The following is a 23,593-nucleotide window of genomic DNA, read 5'->3' as shown; positions in this document are numbered from 1 at the left end:
TTTTTTGTGTTTATTTTTATATAAGCCTAAAGAAGAAAAAAGAATGAAAATAAGGCTATTCTAAGTAATAGTAATGATTTTTTGTTTTTCAGGTTTTCCAAGTGCTCCTAAAATAATTCCTATAATAGGGAATGTTAAAAGTGAGATGATATAAAGGAGTATTCAATCATTACAGCAATGACTGCGATACAAAGGAACAAATGTGAAAGAGTGTAGTTGTTTTTTTATATTGTTCTTCTTATAAATAAAATGAATATGAACTATTATATGTGCGATAGATTTCTAGAAATATATGTTCTAATTTCTTATCCTTTTTGCATATAGTTACAATTATCCTTTTGAATATAACTAAAACACGAACGTTATTGGTGAGTGATAAAAAAACATTCGATTATTTGTTGACATTGTTTATGAAATATTGTTAATATAGCCATAGAAAGAATAATATATAAGACCTCATATAATCGCGGGGATATGGCCTGCAAGTCTCTACCTAACGACCGTTATTCGTTAGACTATGAGGGAAAGTCACTCGGTATTTTTCTATTCACAAGGGATACGTATGCCTGAGTAGAGCACTTTCTCTCATAGTAAAAGAGAAACTGTTCTATTTCAGGCTTTTTTTATTTGAATCGGGGGGATTCTAATATGAAATCACTAGTTGGAGTCATAATGGGAAGCACGTCAGACTGGGAAACAATGAAATATGCTTGTGACATTTTAGATGAATTAAATATACCGTATGAGAAAAAAGTTGTATCAGCTCATCGGACTCCGGATTATATGTTTGAATATGCAGAAACGGCTCGTGAACGTGGATTGAAAGTTATTATTGCTGGAGCTGGTGGAGCAGCGCATTTACCAGGAATGGTTGCAGCGAAGACGAATCTTCCTGTAATCGGAGTTCCAGTTCAATCAAAAGCGTTAAACGGCTTAGATTCATTATTATCCATCGTCCAAATGCCAGGAGGGGTTCCGGTTGCAACTGTTGCAATTGGTAAGGCTGGTTCAACAAATGCTGGTTTACTTGCTGCACAAATACTTGGATCATTTCATGATGATATACATGATGCATTAGAATTGAGACGAGAAGCAATTGAAAAAGATGTGCGCGAAGGTAGTGAGCTAGTATGACGAGAATCATTTTACCTGGAAAAACAATCGGCATTATTGGAGGCGGCCAGCTAGGAAGAATGATGGCATTGGCAGCTAAGGAGATGGGATATAAAATTGCTGTTTTAGATCCTACAAAAAATTCACCATGTGCACAAGTTGCGGATATTGAAGTTGTTGCATCATATGATGATTTAAAAGCAATTCAGCATTTAGCGGAGATCAGTGATGTTGTCACATATGAATTTGAGAATATTGATTATAGATGTTTGCAATGGCTTGAAAAACATGCTTACTTACCGCAAGGCAGTCAGTTGTTAAGTAAAACGCAAAATCGTTTTACAGAAAAGAATGCAATTGAAAAAGCGGGATTACCAGTAGCAACGTATAGATTGGTTCAAAACGAAGAGCAGCTTACTGAAGCAATTACCGAGTTATCATATCCTTCCGTCTTAAAAACAACGACAGGTGGATATGATGGGAAAGGGCAAGTTGTTTTAAGAAGTGAAGCTGACGTTGATAAAGCGCGAGAGCTTGCGAATGCAGCAGAGTGTATTTTAGAGAAATGGGTGCCTTTTGAAAAAGAAGTATCAGTTATTGTCACTCGTAGTGTAAGTGGTGAAACGAAAGTATTTCCGGTAGCGGAAAATATTCATGTAAATAACATTTTGCATGAATCTATCGTTCCAGCTCGCATTACAGAAGAACTTTCTCAAAAAGCAATTGCTTATGCAAAGGTGCTCGCGGATGAACTAGAACTTGTGGGAACACTAGCGGTAGAGATGTTTGCTACAGCTGATGGTGAGATTTATATTAATGAATTAGCACCAAGACCTCACAATTCAGGCCATTATACACAGGATGCATGTGAAACGAGTCAATTCGGTCAACATATTCGAGCAATCTGTAATTTACCTCTTGGAGAAACAAATTTGTTAAAACCAGTTGTCATGGTAAACATTTTAGGCGAACATATAGAAGGGGTCCTAAGACAAGTGAATAGATTAACCGGGTGCTATTTACACTTGTATGGAAAAGAAGAAGCAAAAGCGAAGCGAAAAATGGGGCATGTTAATATTTTAAATGATAATATTGAAGTCGCCCTAGAAAAAGCAAAGAGTTTGCATATTTGGGACCATCAAGAACAACTGTTGGAGGGAAAAAAATGATTAGTCGTTATACACGCCCAGAAATGGGTGCAATTTGGACGGAAGAGAACAAATTTAAAGCGTGGTTAGAAGTTGAGATTTTAGCTTGTGAAGCATGGGCTGAGCTTGGCGATATTCCAAAAGAAGATGTTAAAAAAATTCGTGAGCATGCATCATTTGATATTGATCGTATTTATGAAATTGAAAAAGAGACACGTCATGACGTAGTTGCATTCACTCGTGCTGTATCAGAAACACCAACATTAGGTGAGGAACGTAAATGGGTTCATTACGGTTTAACATCTACAGACGTAGTAGATACAGCGTTATCTTACATTTTAAAACAAGCAAATGAAATCATATTAAAAGACTTAGAAAACTTTGTAAGCATTTTAGCTAACAAAGCGAAAGAGCATAAATACACGATCATGATGGGAAGAACACACGGTGTTCATGCAGAACCAACAACATTTGGTTTAAAACTTGGTCTTTGGTATGAAGAAATGAAACGTAACGTAGAGCGTTTCAAACAAGCTGCGGATACAGTTCGCGTTGGTAAATTATCTGGTGCGGTTGGTACATACGCAAATATCGATCCATTCGTAGAAAAGTATGTTTGTGAAAACTTAGGATTAGAAGCAGCACCAATTTCAACACAAACATTACAACGTGATCGCCATGCTCATTACATGTCAACACTTGCACTAATCGCAACATCTATTGAAAAGATGGCAGTTGAGATTCGTGGTTTACAAAAGAGTGAAACACGTGAAGTTGAAGAGGCTTTCGCAAAAGGCCAAAAAGGTTCTTCTGCAATGCCACATAAACGTAATCCAATCGGATCAGAAAATATGACTGGTTTAGCTCGTGTTATCCGCGGTTATATGATGACAGCGTATGAGAATGTTCCATTATGGCATGAGCGTGATATTTCTCACTCTTCGGCAGAACGTGTAATTTTACCAGATGCTACAATCGCATTAAACTACATGTTAAATCGCTTTGGTAATATCGTTAAAAACTTAACTGTATACCCAGAGAATATGAAACGCAATATGACAAGAACATACGGCTTAATTTACTCTCAGCGTGTAATGCTTACATTAATCGACAAAGGTATGGTACGTGAAGAAGCTTATGATATCGTACAGCCTAAAGCGATGGAAGCTTGGGAAACACAAGTACAATTTAAAGAGCTTGTAGAAGCTGATGAGCGCATTACGAGCAAGTTAACACAAGAAGAAATTAATGAATGCTTCAACTATGAGCATCATATGCAACACGTTGATACAATCTTTGAACGCTTAGGATTAAACGAAGCGTAAAATTCCATATGGCACAGAATAGAGTCATTCTGTGCCATTCTTTATAAAAATATTATTCACATTTTTCAAACTACAGGGGGCTTGCGAAATGCAAAAGCTAGAATTGCTGTATGAAGGTAAGGCAAAAAGAATTTATCGTACAGAATCAGCAGATATGGTTTGGGTAGAGTATAAAGATAGTGCGACTGCTTTCAATGGGGAGAAAAAAGAGACGATTACAGGAAAAGGTCGTTTGAACAATGAGATTACAACTTTATTGTTCAGAAAGTTACAAGAAGTAGGAATTAAAACACATTTTGTTGAGAAGTTATCTGAGATAGAGCAACTTGTTAAAAAAGTGAGTATTATTCCTTTAGAAGTTGTCACAAGAAATGTAATTGCAGGAAGTCTTTCAAAACGATTAGGAATGGAAGAGGGAACTGTACTTGCAGAACCAATCGTAGAATTTTACTTCAAAGATGATGATTTAGGAGATCCAATTGTAACGGAAGATCATATTCGTGTATTAAACGTTGCATCGCCAGAGCAAGTAAGCGTATTACGAGAAATGGCTCTACAAATCAATCAAGTGTTGATTGATCATTTCGCAAGCTGTCGTGTAAGATTAGTAGATTTCAAATTAGAGTTTGGTGTAACAGATGAAGGAGAAATCATTTTAGCAGATGAAATTTCACCAGATACTTGCCGTTTATGGGATGAAACGAGCAATGAAAAATTTGATAAAGACGTATTCCGTCGTGACCTTGGAAATTTAACAGAAGCTTATGAAGAGATTTTAAAACGTTTAGGGGGAATTTCACATGTATAAAGTTAAGGTATATGTAACATTAAGAGAAAGCGTATTAGATCCACAAGGAACAGCAGTAAAAGGGGCACTTCATAGTCTTTCGTTCACAGAAGTACAAGACGTTCGAATCGGAAAATATATGGAATTAACAATTGATAAATCAGTATCTGACCTTGACGCAAAGGTAAAAGAAATGTGTGAAAAACTATTAACAAACGTTGTAATGGAAGACTTCCGTTATGAAGTTGAGGAGGTTGTCGCACAGTGAAATTTGCAGTTATAGTATTCCCAGGTTCGAACTGTGATGTCGATATGTTCCATGCAATTAAAGATGAGCTTGGTGAAGAAGTAGATTACGTTTGGCACGATAGAGAGAATTTAGATGAATATGATGCAATTTTACTACCTGGTGGATTCTCTTACGGTGACTATTTACGTTGTGGTGCTATTTCTCGCTTCGCGAATGCAATGAAAGCAGTGCAAAAAGCTGCTGAGCAAGGAAAGCCGATTTTAGGTGTATGTAATGGATTCCAGATTCTTGTTGAATCAGGATTACTACCAGGAGCATTAATGAGAAACGAAAACTTGAAATTTATGTGCCGAACAGTTCAGTTACGTGTTGAAAATAATGAAACGATGTTTACATCACAATATGAAAAAGATGAAGTCATTAATATCCCAATTGCACATGGTGAGGGGAATTACTATTGTGATGAAGAGACTCTTAAACAATTAGAAGAGAATAATCAAATCGCATTCCGTTACGTAGAAAACCCGAATGGAAGCGTTTCAGATATTGCTGGTATTGTAAATGAAAAAGGAAATGTACTTGGTATGATGCCACACCCAGAGCGTGCTGTAGATGAATTACTGGGCGGTGCTGAAGGGTTAAAAGTCTTTCAATCTATCTTAAAACAGTGGAGGGAAACATATGTCGTTAATGCTTGAACCAAATCCAACACAAATTAAAGAAGAGCGCATATATGCGGAAATGGGGCTAACAGACGAAGAGTTTGCCATGGTTGAAAAGATTTTAGGCCGTCTGCCAAATTATACAGAAACAGGATTATTCTCAGTTATGTGGTCTGAACATTGCAGTTATAAAAATTCAAAACCAGTGCTTCGAAAATTCCCAACAACAGGTGAGCGTGTTTTACAAGGACCTGGGGAAGGTGCTGGAATTGTAGATATCGGTGATAATCAAGCGGTTGTATTTAAAATGGAGAGTCATAACCACCCATCTGCTATTGAACCATATCAAGGAGCAGCAACAGGCGTTGGTGGTATTATCCGTGACGTATTCTCTATGGGAGCACGCCCAGTAGCTTTATTAAACTCACTTCGCTTCGGTGAATTACAGTCACCACGTGTGAAATATTTATTTGAAGAAGTAGTAGCAGGGATTGCAGGATACGGTAACTGTATCGGCATTCCGACTGTTGGCGGCGAAGTACAGTTTGATCCATGTTATGAAGGAAATCCACTTGTAAATGCAATGTGCGTAGGCTTAATTAATCATGAAGATATTAAAAAAGGGCAAGCGCACGGTGCTGGAAATACAGTAATGTACGTAGGAGCATCAACTGGTCGTGACGGTATTCACGGTGCAACATTCGCATCTGAAGAGTTATCTGAAAGCTCAGAAGCGAAGCGTCCAGCAGTTCAAGTAGGAGATCCATTTATGGAGAAACTTCTTATTGAAGCTTGCTTAGAACTGATTCAGTCAGATGCACTTGTTGGAATTCAAGATATGGGTGCAGCTGGTTTAACATCATCTTCTGCGGAAATGGCAAGTAAAGCAGGAATGGGTATTGAAATGTACTTAGATGATGTACCGCAGCGTGAAACAGGAATGACACCATATGAAATGATGCTATCTGAATCACAAGAACGTATGCTAATCGTTGTGAAAAAGGGTAGAGAGCAAGAAATAGTAGATTTATTTGAGAAGTACGGTCTTGCAGCCGTTACGATGGGGAAAGTAACGGAAGACAAAATGCTTCGCTTATTCCATAAAGGTGAAAAGGTAGCTGAAGTACCAGCAGATGCTCTTGCAGAAGAAGCACCAATTTATCATAAACCATCAAAAGAAGCAGCATACTTTGCTGAATTCCAGGCAATGAAAATGGAAACACCAAAAGTAGAAAATTATAAAGAAACGTTATTCGCTCTATTACAACAACCGACGATTGCAAGTAAAGAGTGGGTTTATGATCAATATGATTATCAAGTTCGTACAAGCACAGTTGTTACACCAGGTTCAGATGCGGCAGTTGTACGTGTACGCGGTACAGAAAAAGGATTAGCAATGACGACAGATTGTAACTCTCGCTACATTTATTTAGATCCAGAAGTGGGCGGTAAAATTGCAGTAGCAGAGGCAGCACGTAATATCGTATGTTCTGGAGGAGAGCCGCTTGCAATTACAGATTGCTTAAACTTCGGTAATCCAGAAAAACCAGAAATCTTCTGGCAAATTGAGAAATCAGTAGATGGTATGAGTGAAGCTTGTCGCACATTACAAACGCCAGTTATCGGCGGAAACGTATCAATGTATAACGAACGTAGTGGTGAAGCTGTATATCCAACACCGACAGTTGGGATGGTTGGACTTGTACACGATTTAAAACATGTAACAACACAAGAGTTTAAGCAAGCTGGCGATTTAGTTTATGTAATTGGAGAGACGAAAGCTGAGTTTGGTGGAAGTGAATTACAGAAAATGATTCACGGCAAAATTTTCGGTCAATCGCCAAGCATCGATCTAGATGTAGAATTAAAGCGTCAAAAACAAGTATTAGCAGCAATTCAAGCTGGCCTTGTTCAATCTGCTCATGATGTTGCAGAAGGTGGTTTAGCAGTTGCGATTTCAGAAAGCGCAATTGGTGCTAACGGCTTAGGTGCTACTGTGAAATTAGATGGAGAAGCAACAGCCGTATTATTCGCTGAATCACAATCTCGCTTCGTTATCACTGTAAAACGTGAAAATAAGGAAGCGTTCGAGAAAGCGGTAGAAGCACTTCAAGTTGGAGAAGTGACAAATACAAATGAAATAACAATTCATAATGAAGAAAATGAAGTATTACTTACAGCAAATGTAGATGAAATGAGAAAGGCTTGGAAAGGGGCAATCCCATGCTTGCTGAAATAAAGGGGTTAAATGAAGAATGTGGCGTTTTTGGAATTTGGGGGCATGAAAATGCAGCACAAGTTTCGTATTACGGATTGCATAGTTTACAGCACCGTGGACAAGAAGGCGCAGGCATCGTCGTAAATAATGGTGAGAAAATTGTTGGTCACAAGGGGTTAGGTTTAATATCGGAAGTATTTTCAAGAGGTGAGCTAGAAGGCTTAAATGGAAAATCAGCAATTGGACACGTACGATATGCGACAGCTGGCGGAAGTGAAGTTGCTAACGTTCAACCATTATTATTCCGTTTTTCTGATCATAGTATGGCATTAGCTCATAACGGAAACTTAATTAATGCAAAAATGCTTCGCCGCGAATTAGAAGCAGAGGGAAGTATTTTTCAAACAAGTTCAGATACAGAAGTACTTTTACATCTTATTAAACGTAGTACGAAAGATTCATTAATTGAGAGTGTAAAAGAGGCTCTAAATAAAGTAAAAGGTGCGTTTGCATATCTTTTACTAACTGGAAATGAAATGATCGTTGCACTAGATCCGAATGGATTCCGTCCTCTTTCAATTGGAAAGATGGGGGATGCTTACGTTGTAGCATCGGAAACATGTGCTTTCGATGTAGTAGGTGCAACATACATTCGTGATGTAGAACCAGGTGAACTACTTATCATCAATGATGAAGGAATTCACGTAGATCGTTTTACAAATGAAGTAGATCATGCAATTTGTAGTATGGAGTACATTTACTTTGCGCGTCCAGATTCTAATATTGCAGGTATTAACGTCCATGCAGCACGTAAAAACATGGGAAAACGTTTGGCGGCAGAAGCTCCTATTGAAGCTGATGTTGTTACTGGCGTGCCAGACTCTAGTATTTCGGCAGCAATTGGTTATGCGGAGGCAACAGGTATTCCATATGAGTTAGGATTAATTAAAAATCGTTACGTTGGACGTACGTTTATTCAACCTTCTCAAGAACTGCGAGAGCAAGGGGTTAAGATGAAGCTTTCAGCAGTAAGAGGTGTAGTTGAAGGAAAACGAGTTGTTATGATTGACGATTCTATCGTAAGAGGAACAACGAGTAAACGAATTGTTCGCATGCTTCGCGAGGCTGGAGCGACAGAAGTTCACGTAAGAATTGCGTCACCACCTCTGAAATATCCATGCTTCTATGGCATTGATATTCAAACGAGAAAAGAATTAATTGCAGCAAATCATACAGTAGAAGAAATTCGTGAAATAATCGGTGCAGACTCATTAACATTTTTAAGTGAAGATGGTTTAGTAGATGCAATTGGACGTCCATATGAAGGGAAATACGGCGGTCTATGTATGGCTTACTTCAATGGAGATTACCCAACAGCTCTTTATGATTATGAGCAAGAGCTTTTAGAAAGTATGAAATAAGAAGAAAAAAGCTTCTACTTCTTTTGATGTAGAAGCTAGCTTCTTTCTTAAAACGGCCTGCCCTAGATAGGGAGAAATTAAAAGACGAGGTGTAGATAACGATGGCGAATGCATATAAGCAAGCAGGAGTAGATATTGAAGCTGGATATGAAGCGGTATCTCGCATGAAAAAACACGTACAAACAACAATGAGAAAAGAAGTACTAGGCGGTTTAGGCGGTTTTGGAGGTATGTTTGATCTATCAAAATTTGCATTAGAAGAACCTGTATTAGTATCTGGAACAGATGGCGTGGGAACGAAATTGATGCTCGCTTTTATGGCAGGTAAACATGACACAATTGGTATTGATGCAGTAGCAATGTGTGTAAATGATATTGTTGTCCAAGGAGCAGAGCCGCTTTTCTTCCTTGATTATATTGCTTGTGGTAAAGCTGAACCTAGTAAAATTGAAAACATCGTCAAAGGTATATCAGAGGGCTGTCGCCAAGCTGGTTGTGCATTAATTGGTGGGGAAACAGCTGAAATGCCAGGTATGTATTCTACGGAAGAATACGATTTAGCTGGTTTTACAGTTGGTATTGTTGATAAAAAGAAAATTGTAACAGGTGAAAAAATTGAAGCTGGTCACGTATTAATTGGCTTAGCATCTAGCGGTATTCATAGTAACGGTTATTCTTTAGTACGAAAAGTATTATTAGAAGATGGAGAACTATCTTTAGATCGTATTTACGGACGCTTAGAACTACCTCTTGGTGAAGAATTATTAAAACCAACGAAAATTTATGTCAAACCTATTTTAGAACTATTGAAGAAATATGAAGTATACGGTATGGCGCATATTACAGGTGGCGGATTCATTGAAAATATTCCACGTATGTTACCAGAAGGAATCGGTGCAGAAATTGAATTAGGATCTTGGAAAATTCAACCGATCTTCAGTTTACTTCAAGAAGTTGGAAAACTAGAAGAGAAAGAAATGTTCAATATTTTTAACATGGGTATTGGTATGGTAGTAGCAGTGAAGGAAGAAGAGGCAAAAGATATCGTTCGTCTTCTTGAAGAGCAAGGAGAAACAGCTAGTATTATTGGCCGTACTGTACAAGGGGCCGGCGTTACCTTTAATGGGGGAGCGGCACTATGAGTAGATTAGCAGTTTTTGCTTCTGGGAGCGGCTCTAATTTTCAATCTCTTATCAATGCGGTAGAAGAAAAAAGATTAGACGCGGATATTAGTTTATTAGTATGTGATAAACCAGAAGCACGTGCTGTTGGACGGGCACATTATCATCATATTCCATGTTTCGCTTTTTCAGCGAAAGCATATGAGTCAAAAGAAGCGTTTGAAAAAGAAATATTAAAGAAGCTAGAAGAGTATGAAATTGATTATGTTATTTTAGCTGGATATATGCGTTTAATTGGACCAACTTTACTAGAAGCCTACGGCGGAAAGATTATTAATATTCATCCATCACTATTACCGAGTTTTCCAGGGAAAGATGCTGTTGATCAAGCGTTAGAAGCAGGTGTGAAAGTAACTGGAGTAACGATTCATTATGTAGATGCAGGTATGGATACAGGGCCAATTATTGCACAAGAGGCGGTAGTTGTTTCTGAAGGGGATACGAGAGAAAGCTTACAAAAGAAAATTCAACAAGTTGAACATAAATTATACGTAAATACAGTGAATCAAATTGTTCAATCTGTGAAAGAACCAACTGTTAACTAACATACAACCAGGGGTGAAAGATAGATGAAAAAGCGTGCATTAGTAAGTGTTTCAGATAAAACAGGAGTAGTAGAATTTGTTAAAGGTTTACTAGAACAAGGAATCGAAGTTATATCAACAGGTGGTACGAAAAAATTACTAGAAGAAAACGGCTTACAAGTAATCGGTATTTCTGAAGTAACTGGGTTCCCGGAAATTATGGATGGTCGTGTAAAAACATTACATCCAAATATTCATGGTGGTCTATTAGCAGTTCGCGATAATGAAACGCATGTAGCGCAAATGAATGAGTTAGGTATGGAGCCAATTGATTTTGTTGTTGTTAACTTATACCCATTTAAAGAAACAATCGCTAAGCCTGATGTAACATTTGCTGATGCAATTGAAAATATTGATATCGGTGGTCCAACAATGATTCGCTCTGCTGCGAAAAATCATAAATTTGTATCGGTAATTGTAGATCCAGTAGATTACGATGTTGTATTAGCAGAACTGAAAGAGAACGGTGAAGTAAAAGAAGAAACGAAACGTAAATTAGCAGCGAAAGTATTCCGTCATACAGCGGCATATGATGCGTTAATCTCTAACTACTTAACAGAGCAAATGGGTGAAGAAAGCCCAGAAACATTAACAGTGACATTTGAGAAAAAACAAGATTTACGTTATGGAGAAAATCCACATCAAAAAGCAACATTCTATAAAGCGCCATTCGCTGTAACTTCTTCTGTTGCATACGCAGAACAATTGCACGGTAAAGAATTATCTTATAACAATATTAACGATGCAGATGCAGCGCTTAGTATCGTGAAAGAATTTACAGAACCAGCAGTAGTAGCGGTAAAACATATGAATCCATGTGGTGTTGGAGTAGGAACTGATATTCATGAAGCATACACACGCGCTTATGAAGCAGATCCAGTATCCATTTTCGGTGGTATTATCGCAGCAAATCGTGAGATTGACAAAGCTACAGCTGAAAAGTTACATGAAGTTTTCTTAGAAATTGTTATCGCTCCGTCGTTCTCACAAGAAGCTTTAGAAGTATTGCAAAGCAAGAAGAACTTACGCTTACTAACTGTAGATATTGAAAAAGCGACAAGCGCAAGCAAAAAATTAACTTCTGTACAAGGTGGTCTTCTTGTTCAAGAGGAAGATACGTTATCATTAGATGAAAGTACAATTTCAATTCCGACAAAACGTGAACCGTCAGAGCAAGAGTGGAAAGATTTAAAACTAGCTTGGAAAGTTGTAAAACATGTGAAATCAAATGCAATTGTTTTAGCGAATGATAACATGACAGTTGGTGTAGGCGCGGGACAGATGAACCGTGTAGGTTCTGCAAAAATCGCAATTACACAAGCTGGCGAAAAAGCACAAGGTAGCGCACTTGCATCTGATGCTTTCTTCCCAATGCCAGATACAGTAGAAGCAGCAGCAAAAGCAGGAATTACAGCAATCATTCAACCAGGCGGATCAATCCGTGATGAAGATTCTATTAAGATGGCAGATGAGTATGGGATTGCTATGGTGTTCACTGGCGTACGTCATTTCAAACACTAATAGAGGATGTTTAAAAGGTCCGGTCGAGATAACCTTCGCATGTCGTCGTTGCATTACCAGTGCGGTACTCATGTAGGAAAACTACACTCCGTGTCCTCCTGGCGAATGCGCCTTGACCTGCTCGGTTCTCCCAATCCTCCCTTTTAAACTGTGCTTGATATGGATGTTTAAAAGGTCCGGTCGAGATAACTGTCGCACGTCGTCGTTGTTCTTGATTCTCTTTTTTAAACTTTTATTGATATGAAAACAAACTAGGAGCATAGCTTCTAGTTTGTACTTATTTAAGTATTGGGGGATGAAATATGAATGTTTTAGTAATCGGCCGCGGTGGGCGTGAGCATGCTTTAGCTTGGAAGTTTGCACAATCTGCAAAGGTGGAAAAGGTATATGTAGCACCGGGTAATGAAGGTATGCGCGATGTTGCAACACCAGTTGATATTGATGAAAATGATTTTGATGCATTAGTTTTATTTGCTAAAGAGAATAAGGTTGAATTAACTTTCGTTGGACCAGAAATTCCGCTTATGAATGGAATTGTTGATCGTTTTAAAGAAGAGGGACTTCGTGTATTTGGCCCAAATAAGGCGGCTGCTGTTATTGAAGGTAGTAAGGCTTTTACGAAAGAATTGATGAAAAAGTATGATATTCCAACTGCGGCATATGAAACTTTTACAGATTATGAAGAAGCAGTAAAGTACATTCAAAAAGTTGGTGCACCGATTGTTATTAAGGCAGATGGATTAGCTGCTGGTAAAGGTGTAACAGTAGCAATGACACTTGAAGAGGCATTACAAGCTGCGAAAGAAATGCTACAAGATGTAAAGTTCGGCGAAGCAAGTAAGAAGGTTGTTATTGAAGAGTTTTTAGATGGACAAGAATTTTCATTAATGGCATTTGTGAATGGAACAAATGTGCATCCGATGGTAATTGCGCAAGATCATAAACGTGCTTTTGATGGTGATAAAGGTCCAAATACAGGCGGAATGGGCGCGTATTCTCCAGTACCACAAATTCCAGAATCAGCAGTTCAAGAGGCGATAAAAACGGTATTACATCCAACTGCTAAAGCGATGATTGCAGAAAACCGTTCATTTACAGGAATTTTATATGCGGGACTTATTTTAACAAATGATGGCCCAAAGGTAATTGAATTTAATGCCCGCTTTGGCGATCCTGAAACAGAAGTTGTATTACCATGCTTAGAAAATGATTTAGTTGATGTATGTAACGCTGTATTAGATGAAAGTGAGTTAACGTTACAATGGTCAGAAGAAGCCGTAATCGGTGTCGTACTTGCTTCAAAAGGATATCCAGAAGCATATAAAAAAGGTGACATTATTAACGGATTAGACGCATTGCAGGATGTAATTGTTTTCCATTCAGGCACAGCGATGAAGCATGGTGACTTTGTAACAAACGGTGGCCGTGTACTATTTGTTGCTTGTAAGGCAAATAGTTTACAAGAAGCGAAAGATAAGGTGTATAAAGAAATCGATAAAATTGAGAGTGATGGTCTATTTTACCGAAGTGATATAGGATATCGTGCAATTGGGCATGAGATGACGAGAAGCTAGTAATATTAAATTTTTAGCGGCAGGAAAAGCGGAGAATGATGTAGTTCATTCTCCGCTTTTCTTATTATTTTATTTAGGAACTTTTATAAGATCGATAATGTCAGGGCATTGTAATTGATAAGTTATTGCTGTTGATGAAACTTTCTTTGAAATTTTTTGGCAACTACTATTGGAATATTGATTTTTTTGGTTTTCTGTATTTCGGTCGCTTGTTTTTGAGTAATCAACATCATAATACAAAGATGTCGTTTCCCTTCCTTTTTTTACTGTTAAATCTATAATGAGAGGTTCATCTTTTTCGTTAAATCGAGTGATTCGAATGGCGTGACTCTTATTTGAATTATATTTTTTAATGAAGGTATCTAATTTTTCGATATTGTAAATTGTGTCATTCTTTTGAATGACATCACCATATTTTTGGGCCGTTTCAAAACTATATTCTTTATTAGATGTATCGATCGTTGGTCGTTTATTTGAGCAAGCGACAAGATTGAATGAGAGTAGTGCAATGAAGAATAAACTCGTTTTCTTATAGTAATGTTTTATAGGCAAAGCGAACCACCTCCATTAATAATGTTATATCTATATTTTAAGATATGATTACAAAGAAAACATCATCATTGTATTAAAAAATCCCGCTGATTTCTCAGCGGGATTTTTTATGCATCTTTATCTTTTTTCAATTTTCCTTTTTGCTTTGCCATTTCTCGAAGTAAATATTCGATGTGTGCATTGACGCTACGAAACTCATCATTCGCCCATTTTTCGATGACAGCGTGTAATTCAGGATCAATACGTAATGGAAAGCTTTTCTTTTTAGCCATAATAATTTACAACCTTTTAGTATAGGCTTCCTGTATTAATAACTGGTTGCGCACCTTTATCTGAAACGATGGCAACTAATAAATTGTTCACCATATTTGCTTTACGCTCGTCATCGAGTTCCAGTACGCCTTCCTCATCTAACATATGGATTGAATCTTTTGCCATCTTCACAGCACCTTCAACAATCTCTTTTCTAGCAGCTAATACTGCTTTTGCTTGTTGACGTTGGAGCATTGCATGGGCAATTTCTGTTGCGTAAGCTAAATGTGTTAAACGAGTTTCTAATACTTCTACGCCAGCGATTTCAAGGCGTGCTTCTAACTCACGTTTTAATTCTTCAGAGATTTCTTCCGTGTTTCCACGTAACGTGATGCAAGTTTCATCTTGGAAATTGTCATAAGGATATTTTGTTGCAACGTGGCGGATTGCTGTTTCACTTTGAATTTCTACAAATCGATCGTAATGTTCAACACCGAACATTGCTTTTGCAGAATCAACAACTTTATATACGATAACGGCTGCAATTTCAATCGGATTTCCCTCAACATCATTTACTTTTAATTTCTTACTATTAAAGTTTTCAACACGTAACGATACAGTTTGACGGAATGCGAACGGAATCGTTAAAAATAAACCATTTTGACGAATTGTTCCTAAGTAATTACCGAAAAACGTAATGACTTTCGCTTGATTGGGTTGAACAATACCAATACCTGTAGCAAGAACTGCGGCTAAAATAATAGTTAATGCTGCTCCTATGAAAATCTCTTGTATAAGGAAAAATACACCGATAGCGGCTAAAATCAAAATTCCAATAATCCCAAGAAAACCATTAACATAAAATACTTGTTTTTCTTTCATATGATCGCCTCCTGATATAAAAATGATATCACTTTTATATCACTTTAAGCAAGGGGTTTACACCTAATTTTCTGAATTTTATTGATTGGGTACCGCTTATGTATATTTTAAGGTCTAAAATGAGAATGTACGTTCTGATTTATGGTAAAATAAAGAAGACTTAACCGCCCACTGCAGCAGCTAAGTCTCTTTGAGAGCATCTTGCATCGTGACAAATGATTCAAAGCGGTTTTGCCAGGATTATATCTTCAATCGCTGACTCAATCTCTTTGTCAGAAGCGTCAAAGCTTCCATTTGACCGTGGTTTGTCGTGATTGGAAGTTTGATTCACTTCTTCTTTAGCATGTCCCTTTTCAGTAAAATTCATGCTAGGCATTTTAAATGCCCCCATATTCATGTATTTTCCGAATTTCCACATTTCAACAACAGGGCAGAAACGGACAATTCCCTCTGCAATTTTCATTGCACCAATCCATAGCAAGACGTTAGACCAAGTGCACCACGGCTTGCGTACAAGTTTAGCGCTACTACAGCCGAAGAGGATAAGTCCGAGTGTAATTCGAATTAGGGCATTTATTGTACCGATGTTTTGCTTCATTAGAAAAACACTCCTTTTTATGAAAGTTGAAATAGATAATACTATTTCTCTTATTAGTATCCCGTGTGATTTTTGAGATATGTAATCCAACATTTGACGTTGAAAAAGATGTTGGAATGTGCGTGTGTGTAAGTAGCTTTTTTTGTTATAATGAAAGAATGCATAAAAAGGAATTTCAAAACTAAATCCTCTAGTTTGAAAAAATGTGGAAGAGGGAATTCCAAACTTAATTCTCCGTTTTAAACAAATATTTAAGATGAAGTTAAAAAATCCTAATGAAAATAAACTGTTATTTTGAACAGAAATATATATAAATAGAGAAAAGAAAGGGTGTTTTCATGTACGATATTTCCGGGTGGAAACATGTATTTAAGCTTGATCCGAATAAGGAGTTAAGTGATGAACATTTAGAAATGATTTGTGAGTCTGGAACAGATGCTGTCATTGTAGGCGGAAGTGATGGGGTGACAATTGATAATGTACTACACATGCTAGTTAGCATTCGTAGATATGCGGTTCCTTGTGTGTTAGAGGTTTCTGATGTGGAAGCAATTACACCAGGATTTGATTTTTATTATATCCCAAGCGTTTTAAATAGCCGAAAAGTAGAATGGGTAACAGGCGTTCATCATGAGGCTTTGAAAGAATTTGGGGATATTATGGATTGGGACGAAATTTTCATGGAAGGGTATTGTGTTTTAAATCCTGAAGCGAAAGTAGCCCAGCTTACAGATGCGAAATGCGATGTAACAGAAGATGATGTGATTGCATACGCGCGTTTAGCAGACAAGCTATTACGTTTACCGATATTTTATTTAGAATATAGCGGTACGTATGGAGATGTTGAACTTGTTAAAAATGTAAAAACAGAATTAGAACAAGCGAAGTTGTATTATGGCGGCGGTATTTCTAATGCTGAACAAGCGAAGGAAATGGCGCAATACGCTGATACAGTAGTTGTTGGAAATATTATTTATGATGATATAAAATCCGCGTTAAAAACAGTTAAAGCAGTAAAAGGAGAGTAGGTGCAGGCGTATATGAGTAAGACAGACAGGTTATTAAATGGTTTAAATCCGCAGCAACAAAAAGCAGTACAAACAACGAACGGACCACTTCTATTAATGGCAGGTGCAGGTAGTGGTAAAACACGTGTGTTAACACATCGTATTGCGTATTTACTTGGTGAAAAAGGTGTAGCACCATGGAATGTACTAGCTATTACCTTTACAAATAAAGCGGCTCGTGAAATGCGTGAGCGTATTGATACACTTGTCGGACCAGAAGCAGAAGATATTTGGATTTCTACGTTCCACTCTATGTGTGTACGTATTTTACGACGTGATATCGATCGTATTGGTATTAATCGTAACTTTACAATCTTAGATTCAGGCGATCAGTTAACGGTTGTGAAGAAAATCATGAAAGAACGTAATATTGATCCGAAGAAATTTGAGCCGCGCTCTATTTTAGCGGGTATTAGTAATGCAAAAAATGAATTGTTATCTGCAGATAAATATGCAAAGAAAATTACAATAGCTGATCCATATGAAAAATTAACGAGCGATGTATATACAGAATATCAAAAACGTCTTCTGAAAAATAACTCATTAGACTTTGATGATTTAATTATGACAACGATTCAGTTATTTGAACGTGTTCCAGAAGTACTAGAGTTTTATCAGCGCAAATTCCAATATATTCACGTGGATGAGTATCAAGATACGAACAAAGCGCAGTACCTTCTTGTTAAGCATTTAGCAGCACGTTTTAAAAATTTATGTGTTGTAGGTGACTCAGATCAGTCTATTTACCGCTGGCGCGGGGCTGACATTTCTAACATTTTGTCATTTGAAAAAGACTATGAGAATGCGCAAGTTATTCTGTTAGAACAAAACTATCGTTCTTCACAAAATATTTTAAATGCAGCGAATGCTGTTATTGAAAAAAATACGAATCGTAAACCGAAGAAATTATGGACAGATAATCAAGTCGGAAGCAAAATCTCGTATTATCGTGCTGCAACGGAAAAAGACGAAGCGTATTTTGTTGCGAAAAAAATTCGTGACGATATTCAAATGGGAAAACGAAAATATACTGATTTTGCAGTGTTATATCGTACAAATGCGCAGTCTCGTATGGTCGAGGAGATTTTCCTGAAATCTAATATTCCTTACAAAATTGTCGGCGGTACAAAGTTCTATGATCGTAAAGAGATTAAGGACATTTTGGCATATTTACGTTTAATTGGGAATCCAGATGATGAGATTAGTTTCGCACGTATTATAAACATGCCAAAGCGCGGAATTGGTGCGACTTCTATCGATAAAATTATTAATTACGGTGTACAAAATGGAATTTCATTAACTGCTGTATTCGATGAGATTGAGCATGTTGGAGTAAGTGCAAAAATTACAAAGGCAGTAAAAGAATTCGCAGGTTTATTACACAACTGGGTAAATATGCAAGAGTATTTATCTGTTACAGAATTGGTAGAAGAAGTTATTGAAAAAACAGGCTATCGCGATATGTTGAAAAACGAGCGTACTTTAGAAGCGGAAGGTCGTTTAGAGAACTTAGATGAGTTTTTATCTGTTACGCAAACATTTGAATCTCAAAGCGAAGATAAGAGCCTCGTTGCATTCTTAACAGACTTAGCGCTTGTTGCTGATATTGATCGTGTCGATGAAGATCCAACTGCTGGTGAGGAAGTTATTTTAATGACGATGCACTCAGCAAAAGGATTAGAGTTCCCAGTTGTCTTTATTGTTGGGTTAGAGGAGGGAATATTCCCGCATACTCGTTCTCTAATGGAAGAAGATGAAATGCAAGAAGAGCGTCGCCTTGCTTATGTAGGTATTACGCGTGCAGAAGAAGAGTTATATTTATCCAATGCACAAATGCGTACTTTATTTGGTAGAACAAGTATGAATGCCGCATCGCGATTTATTACAGAAATCCCGGCAGAGCTAGTAGAATCGTTAAATGAAACAGCGCCGAAGCGTGAAACATCGTTTGGTGCAAAAGGAAGAACGGCTAGTAGCAGTAGAACGACAACGACAACACGCTCTCGTTCAGCTTTCGCGCGTCCGGCGGCTAAGACGACAGGCGGCGAGCAAATTGGCTGGGCAGTAGGAGATAAAGCTTCCCACCAAAAATGGGGAGTCGGTACAGTTGTCAGTGTAAAAGGTGAAGGTGATGCAAAAGAATTAGATATTGCGTTCCCAAGCCCAATTGGTGTTAAACGTTTGTTAGCAAAATTTGCACCTGTGACGAAACAATAGGAAAGGAATGAGGATATGTCAAAAGAGATAGCAAAACAACGTATAGAAGAACTGCGTGATTTGTTAAATACATTTAACTATCAGTATCACGTATTAGACAATCCTTCTGTTTCTGATGCGGAGTATGACCGTAATATGCAGGAGCTTATAAAATTAGAAGCAGAGAATCCAGAGTTTATGAGTGAAGACTCGCCCTCCATTCGCGTTGGGGGGACTGTTCTTGATATATTTGAAAAAGTAACACATAAATCACCGATGTTAAGTTTAGGAAATGCATTTAACGAAGGAGATTTACGTGATTTCGACCGACGAGTACGCCAAGGAATTGATGATGCGAATGTAAGATATATATGCGAATTAAAAATTGACGGACTTGCTGTTTCACTTCATTATGAAAAAGGACGCTTCATTCAAGGGGCAACACGTGGTGATGGTGTAACAGGTGAAGATATTACCCAAAATTTAAAAACGATTAAAGCGATCCCGCTCCGTTTAAATGAAGAAGTAACGTTAGAAGCACGAGGCGAAGCTTATATGCCGAAGCGTTCATTCGTTAAGTTAAATGAAGAAAAAGAACAAAATGGTGAAGATGTATTTGCGAATCCGCGTAATGCGGCGGCAGGTTCAATACGCCAACTTGATCCGAAAATTGCAGCGAAGCGTAACTTATCTATGTTTGTGTATGGTCTTGCGAATGTAGAAGAAAAAACAATTCCATCACATAGTGAATCGCTTGATTTCTTAGGTGAACTTGGATTCAAAACAAATCCAAATCGTCGTACATGTGAAACAATCGAAGAAGTTATAGCTTATGTAGAAGAATGGCAAGAAAAACGCCCGCATCTTGATTATGAGATTGATGGAATCGTTATAAAAGTAGATGATGTTGCTCTTCAAGAAAGTTTAGGAACTACAGCAAAGAGTCCAAGATGGGCAATTGCTTATAAATTCCCGGCTGAAGAAGTTGTAACAAGATTAACAGGCATTGAATTAAGTGTTGGTCGCACAGGAGTTGTAACACCGACAGCAGAGTTAGAGCCAGTGCGAGTGGCTGGTACTATCGTTCGTCGTGCTTCTTTACATAACGAAGATTTAATTCGTGAAAAGGACATTCGAATTGGTGACTATGTTGTAGTGAAGAAGGCCGGAGATATTATTCCTGAAGTTGTGAACGTTCTTTTCGATAAGCGTACTGGTGAGGAAGAAGAATATCATATGCCAACGCATTGCCCAGCATGTGAGAGTGAACTAGTTCGTTTAGAAGAAGAAGTAGCACTTCGTTGTATAAATCCAACTTGTCCAGCTCAAATTCGAGAAGGGTTAATTCATTTCGTTTCAAGAAATGCAATGAATATTGATGGACTTGGAGAACGTGTCATTACACAACTCTTTGATGCGGATTATATTCGTACATTTGCTGATTTATATTCGTTGACGAAAGAGCAATTATTGCAGCTAGAACGATTCGGTGAAAAATCAGCAACGAATTTAGTGCAAGCAATTGAGAATTCTAAAGAAAACTCATTAGAGCGATTATTATTTGGCCTTGGCATTCGCCATGTCGGAGCAAAAGCAGCACGTACATTTGCAGAGCATTTCGAAACGATGGATGCGCTTGTGAAAGCAACGGAAGAAGAACTAAAAGCAATTAATGAGATTGGTGAAAAAATGGCTCAATCTGTCGTGACGTATTTTGATAATGAAGATGTATTAGAGTTATTACAACAATTTAAAGAGTATGGCGTGAATATGGCATACAAAGGTATAAAAATTGCTGATTTACAAAATGTTGAGTCGTACTTCGCAGGAAAAACTGTCGTTTTAACAGGTAAATTAGAAGTTATGGGACGTAGTGAAGCGAAGAAGAAGATTGAGGCATTAGGTGGAAAAGTAACAGGAAGTGTTAGTAAAAGTACGGATTTAGTTGTTGCAGGTGAAGCAGCAGGTTCGAAATTAGCACAAGCAGAGAAGCATAATGTTGAGGTTTGGAATGAAGAGAGGTTCTTACAAGAGCTAAATAAGTAAGAGGTGCAAACTTACCATGAAAAAAATAGCATTAGCGGTATTAAGCCTTGGTCTACTTGTAAGTGGATGTAGTGCAGGTGCCGACAAAGATGACAAAGTGGTTGAGAAATCGGGGAAAGCAAAAGAACAAGCAATCGTTCCGAAGTACTCTATTTCGGATGAATATTATAAGACGACTATTCCATTTAACGCAGGAGCTGCACGTGGTTTAGTTGTACAAGGAGTAAGTAATCGTCTTGATATAGATGAATTTGAAACAGGATTAATGCGTATTGCAAAAGAATCCTTTAGTACGAAAGATCATTTCTTTAAAGGTGGAAAAACTCTAAAAACTCAAACTGTGCAGATGCTTGTTAAAAGAAAGCGTACAGATGCTGAACAAAAGGAACTAGAGGATAAATTAAAAAAGGATGCAGTTAATTTTCCAAACATAGGGTTAAATCCAGCGTTAGGTGAAGGATCTGAACCGTTAGAGGAAAAAAACAAGAAAAATCCAATATATATTTCGAATATTTTAGAGCATGATTATTATGTGAAAAAAGGCGAAACAGATGAGCGCCAAGGCATTGTAGTTGGTTTAGCGATGAATTCGGTTCATTATTACGAGGAAGAGCATGGTTATCCGCGTGAGGCTAAAATTGAACAAGAAAAAATGTTAGCTGAAGGGAAAAAAATGGCGCAAGAAATCATAAAAGTTATGCATAAAGAAGATCCTGAAACAAAAACCCTTCCGATAACATTTGCAATTTATCGTCAGGCTCCAAAGGCTTCACTCGTGCCAGGTAACTTTGTTTCTTATGCGAATGTTGAAAAAGGCAGTGAAACGGTTGAGGATTGGAAACAAATTAATGAGAAATATTATTTGTTCCCATCTGAACAAGCGAAAACAGATAATAAACGTGAAGACCTTGCAAGAGTATCGAACTTTAAAGCAAAACTAAGCGATTATTTCCAAGGCGACTATACAGCTGTTATCGGTACTGGTATGTATAGAGACGATGAATTAAGAGAAATAAAGCTTGATATTCCTGTCCAATTTAATGGGAAAGCAGAAATAATTGGTTTTACACAATACGTAGCCGGGCTTGTTACGGAATACTTCCCGAATTATATGAAAGTACAAGTAACGATTAAATCTGTAGAACGCCCAGAAGCAATTATTATACGTGAAGCGAAGCAAGATGAACCGTTTGTGAAAATTTTAGATTAAATAGGAGGGCCGTTCCTTTATGGAACGGCTTTTTTTCTTGAATAATTTTGTTATAATTTAAAATGTTATAAATAATGGGGGTAAGGGGTAAAGCACATGGATGAATTAAGTTTTCAAGTCATTATTTTATTAATTGCATTCGGCTTTTTAGCAGCTTTTATTGATTCAGTTGTTGGCGGTGGAGGATTAATTTCGCTTCCTGCACTTATGTTTGTTGGTTTACCACCAGCTTCGGCAATTGCAACAAATAAATTAGCGGCAACGATGGGGACGTTTACGAGTGCAATTTATTTTATTCGATCAGGAAAGGTCGATTTTAAAATTGTAGGAAAGTTAATCCCGTTAACTATTATAGGGGCGGTCGCAGGTGCTTTAGTAGTAAAGTTTATTCCGCCGGATATTTTACGTCCGTTAGTGCTTGTGATGTTGGTGTGTATTGCTATTTATATTATTGTAAAAAAAGATTGGGGAAGTGTATCTACCTATAAGAAGATGACGAAAAGAAAAACATTAATATTTTTCTTTGTTATTTTAATGATAGGGTTTTACGATGGATTTTTTGGACCAGGGACAGGATCCTTTTTAATTTTTGCATTTTTATTAATTGGTTTGGATTTTATTCAAGCAGCAGCATCTGGAAAACTTTTGAACTTTGTTAGTAATATCGTATCTTTAATTACTTTTTTATTTTTAGACGTAATTCATTTTGAATACGGTATTATTATGGGATTATCGATGATTTTTGGCGCTTATTTTGGATCAAAGTTTGCAGTCCAAAAAGGTGTTGGATATGTAAGAACTTTATTTTTATTAGTAACTATTTTATTGATTGGAAAAAACATTTTGGAATATACTCATATTTTGTAGAGTTATACGTATGTATAACTCTATTTTTTTATTATATTTTAAAAATTAATTAATTTTTAAAATATAAGTCTAGGAATATTTGAATAAATCTAAATTATCGTGTAGAATAATGTTGTAACATGTAAACGTTTTTCTAAGG

Annotated in this window: 21 protein-coding genes and 1 riboswitch; of the genes, 17 read left to right on the top strand and 4 right to left on the bottom strand. The window is 37.3% G+C overall.

Annotation, left to right across the window (positions count from 1 at the left end):
- Positions 1-436: 436 nt before the first annotated feature.
- A riboswitch (purine riboswitch) is annotated at positions 437-538 on the top strand.
- A gap of 110 nt (positions 539-648) precedes the next feature.
- The 12 genes from purE to purD all read left to right on the top strand — a co-directional run bounded on the left by purE (position 649) and on the right by purD (position 13,784).
- Complete coding sequence (gene purE / locus K5S59_RS13585; RefSeq protein WP_000839367.1) at positions 649-1,134, top strand: 5-(carboxyamino)imidazole ribonucleotide mutase; 486 nt, start codon at positions 649-651, stop codon at positions 1,132-1,134.
- On the top strand, positions 1,131-2,282 hold the full coding sequence (gene purK / locus K5S59_RS13580) for a 5-(carboxyamino)imidazole ribonucleotide synthase (RefSeq protein ID WP_000196808.1): 1,152 nt from the start codon (positions 1,131-1,133) through the stop codon (positions 2,280-2,282). Before purE ends, purK begins: the two co-directional genes overlap by 4 nt.
- Positions 2,279-3,586, top strand: coding sequence for an adenylosuccinate lyase (gene purB, locus K5S59_RS13575; protein WP_000625687.1), 1,308 nt, complete (start codon positions 2,279-2,281; stop codon positions 3,584-3,586). The genes purK and purB overlap by 4 nt, the downstream gene beginning before the upstream one ends.
- An 88-nt stretch (positions 3,587-3,674) precedes the next feature.
- A complete protein-coding gene (gene purC / locus K5S59_RS13570; protein ID WP_001170535.1) occupies positions 3,675-4,394 on the top strand; it encodes a phosphoribosylaminoimidazolesuccinocarboxamide synthase in 720 nt (239 codons plus the stop codon).
- On the top strand, positions 4,387-4,641 hold the full coding sequence (purS, locus tag K5S59_RS13565; protein WP_000278821.1) for a phosphoribosylformylglycinamidine synthase subunit PurS: 255 nt from the start codon (positions 4,387-4,389) through the stop codon (positions 4,639-4,641). The genes purC and purS overlap by 8 nt, the downstream gene beginning before the upstream one ends.
- Positions 4,638-5,321, top strand: a complete 684-nt coding sequence (gene purQ, locus K5S59_RS13560; RefSeq protein WP_000666772.1) for a phosphoribosylformylglycinamidine synthase subunit PurQ — start codon at positions 4,638-4,640, stop codon at positions 5,319-5,321. Before purS ends, purQ begins: the two co-directional genes overlap by 4 nt.
- Entirely contained in the window at positions 5,305-7,524 is a 2,220-nt protein-coding gene (purL, locus tag K5S59_RS13555; RefSeq protein WP_098258201.1) for a phosphoribosylformylglycinamidine synthase II, read from the top strand. Before purQ ends, purL begins: the two co-directional genes overlap by 17 nt.
- Positions 7,509-8,924, top strand: coding sequence for an amidophosphoribosyltransferase (gene purF / locus K5S59_RS13550; RefSeq protein ID WP_000879028.1), 1,416 nt, complete (start codon positions 7,509-7,511; stop codon positions 8,922-8,924). Before purL ends, purF begins: the two co-directional genes overlap by 16 nt.
- 101 nt (positions 8,925-9,025) lie before the next feature.
- On the top strand, positions 9,026-10,066 hold the full coding sequence (purM, locus tag K5S59_RS13545; RefSeq protein WP_098873432.1) for a phosphoribosylformylglycinamidine cyclo-ligase: 1,041 nt from the start codon (positions 9,026-9,028) through the stop codon (positions 10,064-10,066).
- Complete coding sequence (gene purN, locus K5S59_RS13540; RefSeq protein WP_000088564.1) at positions 10,063-10,650, top strand: phosphoribosylglycinamide formyltransferase; 588 nt, start codon at positions 10,063-10,065, stop codon at positions 10,648-10,650. The genes purM and purN overlap by 4 nt, the downstream gene beginning before the upstream one ends.
- Positions 10,651-10,674: 24 nt before the next feature.
- Positions 10,675-12,210 carry a bifunctional phosphoribosylaminoimidazolecarboxamide formyltransferase/IMP cyclohydrolase gene (purH, locus tag K5S59_RS13535; protein WP_000745428.1) on the top strand — a complete coding sequence of 512 codons (1,536 nt, stop codon included), beginning with the start codon at positions 10,675-10,677 and terminating at the stop codon, positions 12,208-12,210.
- Between the two features lie 302 nt (positions 12,211-12,512).
- Entirely contained in the window at positions 12,513-13,784 is a 1,272-nt protein-coding gene (purD, locus tag K5S59_RS13530; protein WP_001101928.1) for a phosphoribosylamine--glycine ligase, read from the top strand.
- A gap of 69 nt (positions 13,785-13,853) precedes the next feature.
- On the opposite strand, the gene K5S59_RS13525 is transcribed toward purD, so the two are convergent.
- From K5S59_RS13525 to K5S59_RS13510, 4 genes are all read right to left on the bottom strand, one after another.
- The gene (locus K5S59_RS13525; protein WP_120449390.1) at positions 13,854-14,336 is read right to left on the bottom strand and encodes a DUF4362 domain-containing protein; all 483 of its coding nucleotides are present in this window, start codon (positions 14,334-14,336) and stop codon (positions 13,854-13,856) included.
- Between the two features lie 107 nt (positions 14,337-14,443).
- Entirely contained in the window at positions 14,444-14,608 is a 165-nt protein-coding gene (locus tag K5S59_RS13520; protein ID WP_001085171.1) for a type II toxin-antitoxin system antitoxin, read from the bottom strand.
- Between the two features lie 16 nt (positions 14,609-14,624).
- On the bottom strand, positions 14,625-15,470 hold the full coding sequence (locus tag K5S59_RS13515; protein ID WP_000660678.1) for an SPFH domain-containing protein: 846 nt from the start codon (positions 15,468-15,470) through the stop codon (positions 14,625-14,627).
- Positions 15,471-15,690: 220 nt separating this feature from the next.
- On the bottom strand, positions 15,691-16,068 hold the full coding sequence (locus K5S59_RS13510; protein ID WP_000812333.1) for a YgaP family membrane protein: 378 nt from the start codon (positions 16,066-16,068) through the stop codon (positions 15,691-15,693).
- A gap of 338 nt (positions 16,069-16,406) precedes the next feature.
- Between K5S59_RS13510 and pcrB the strand changes: the two genes are divergently transcribed.
- The 5 genes from pcrB to K5S59_RS13485 all read left to right on the top strand — a co-directional run bounded on the left by pcrB (position 16,407) and on the right by K5S59_RS13485 (position 23,454).
- Positions 16,407-17,096 (top strand): heptaprenylglyceryl phosphate synthase, encoded by a 690-nt coding sequence (gene pcrB / locus K5S59_RS13505; RefSeq protein ID WP_000272095.1) that lies wholly within the window; start codon positions 16,407-16,409, stop codon positions 17,094-17,096.
- A gap of 12 nt (positions 17,097-17,108) precedes the next feature.
- On the top strand, positions 17,109-19,352 hold the full coding sequence (gene pcrA / locus K5S59_RS13500; RefSeq protein ID WP_033656284.1) for a DNA helicase PcrA: 2,244 nt from the start codon (positions 17,109-17,111) through the stop codon (positions 19,350-19,352).
- A 15-nt stretch (positions 19,353-19,367) separates the two neighbouring features.
- On the top strand, positions 19,368-21,377 hold the full coding sequence (gene ligA, locus K5S59_RS13495) for an NAD-dependent DNA ligase LigA (RefSeq protein WP_120449392.1): 2,010 nt from the start codon (positions 19,368-19,370) through the stop codon (positions 21,375-21,377).
- A gap of 16 nt (positions 21,378-21,393) precedes the next feature.
- Positions 21,394-22,587 carry a CamS family sex pheromone protein gene (locus K5S59_RS13490; protein WP_120449394.1) on the top strand — a complete coding sequence of 398 codons (1,194 nt, stop codon included), beginning with the start codon at positions 21,394-21,396 and terminating at the stop codon, positions 22,585-22,587.
- 96 nt (positions 22,588-22,683) lie between these two features.
- Complete coding sequence (locus tag K5S59_RS13485; protein WP_098258197.1) at positions 22,684-23,454, top strand: TSUP family transporter; 771 nt, start codon at positions 22,684-22,686, stop codon at positions 23,452-23,454.
- Positions 23,455-23,593 lie beyond the last annotated feature (139 nt).

The organism is Bacillus sp. BML-BC051 (genome assembly GCF_019656175.1).
Lineage (GTDB): Bacteria > Bacillota > Bacilli > Bacillales > Bacillaceae_G > Bacillus_A > Bacillus_A mobilis.
This window is presented reverse-complemented; position numbering and strand designations above follow the sequence as displayed.

Bases quoted from the DNA above. Each gene is read 5' to 3' on its own strand.
- purM (WP_098873432.1), top strand. From the start codon at position 9,026: ATGGCGAATGCATATAAGCAAGCAGGAGTAGATATTGAAGCTGGATAT.
- K5S59_RS13520 (WP_001085171.1), bottom strand. From the start codon at position 14,608: ATGGCTAAAAAGAAAAGCTTTCCATTACGTATTGATCCTGAATTACAC.
- K5S59_RS13510 (WP_000812333.1), bottom strand. From the start codon at position 16,068: ATGAAGCAAAACATCGGTACAATAAATGCCCTAATTCGAATTACACTC.
- pcrB (WP_000272095.1), top strand. From the start codon at position 16,407: ATGTACGATATTTCCGGGTGGAAACATGTATTTAAGCTTGATCCGAAT.
- pcrA (WP_033656284.1), top strand. From the start codon at position 17,109: ATGAGTAAGACAGACAGGTTATTAAATGGTTTAAATCCGCAGCAACAA.
- purH (WP_000745428.1), top strand. From the start codon at position 10,675: ATGAAAAAGCGTGCATTAGTAAGTGTTTCAGATAAAACAGGAGTAGTA.
- purC (WP_001170535.1), top strand. From the start codon at position 3,675: ATGCAAAAGCTAGAATTGCTGTATGAAGGTAAGGCAAAAAGAATTTAT.
- purN (WP_000088564.1), top strand. From the start codon at position 10,063: ATGAGTAGATTAGCAGTTTTTGCTTCTGGGAGCGGCTCTAATTTTCAA.
- purD (WP_001101928.1), top strand. From the start codon at position 12,513: ATGAATGTTTTAGTAATCGGCCGCGGTGGGCGTGAGCATGCTTTAGCT.
- K5S59_RS13515 (WP_000660678.1), bottom strand. From the start codon at position 15,470: ATGAAAGAAAAACAAGTATTTTATGTTAATGGTTTTCTTGGGATTATT.
- K5S59_RS13485 (WP_098258197.1), top strand. From the start codon at position 22,684: ATGGATGAATTAAGTTTTCAAGTCATTATTTTATTAATTGCATTCGGC.
- purF (WP_000879028.1), top strand. From the start codon at position 7,509: ATGCTTGCTGAAATAAAGGGGTTAAATGAAGAATGTGGCGTTTTTGGA.
- purL (WP_098258201.1), top strand. From the start codon at position 5,305: ATGTCGTTAATGCTTGAACCAAATCCAACACAAATTAAAGAAGAGCGC.
- purE (WP_000839367.1), top strand. From the start codon at position 649: ATGAAATCACTAGTTGGAGTCATAATGGGAAGCACGTCAGACTGGGAA.
- purS (WP_000278821.1), top strand. From the start codon at position 4,387: ATGTATAAAGTTAAGGTATATGTAACATTAAGAGAAAGCGTATTAGAT.
- purB (WP_000625687.1), top strand. From the start codon at position 2,279: ATGATTAGTCGTTATACACGCCCAGAAATGGGTGCAATTTGGACGGAA.
- ligA (WP_120449392.1), top strand. From the start codon at position 19,368: ATGTCAAAAGAGATAGCAAAACAACGTATAGAAGAACTGCGTGATTTG.
- purK (WP_000196808.1), top strand. From the start codon at position 1,131: ATGACGAGAATCATTTTACCTGGAAAAACAATCGGCATTATTGGAGGC.
- K5S59_RS13490 (WP_120449394.1), top strand. From the start codon at position 21,394: ATGAAAAAAATAGCATTAGCGGTATTAAGCCTTGGTCTACTTGTAAGT.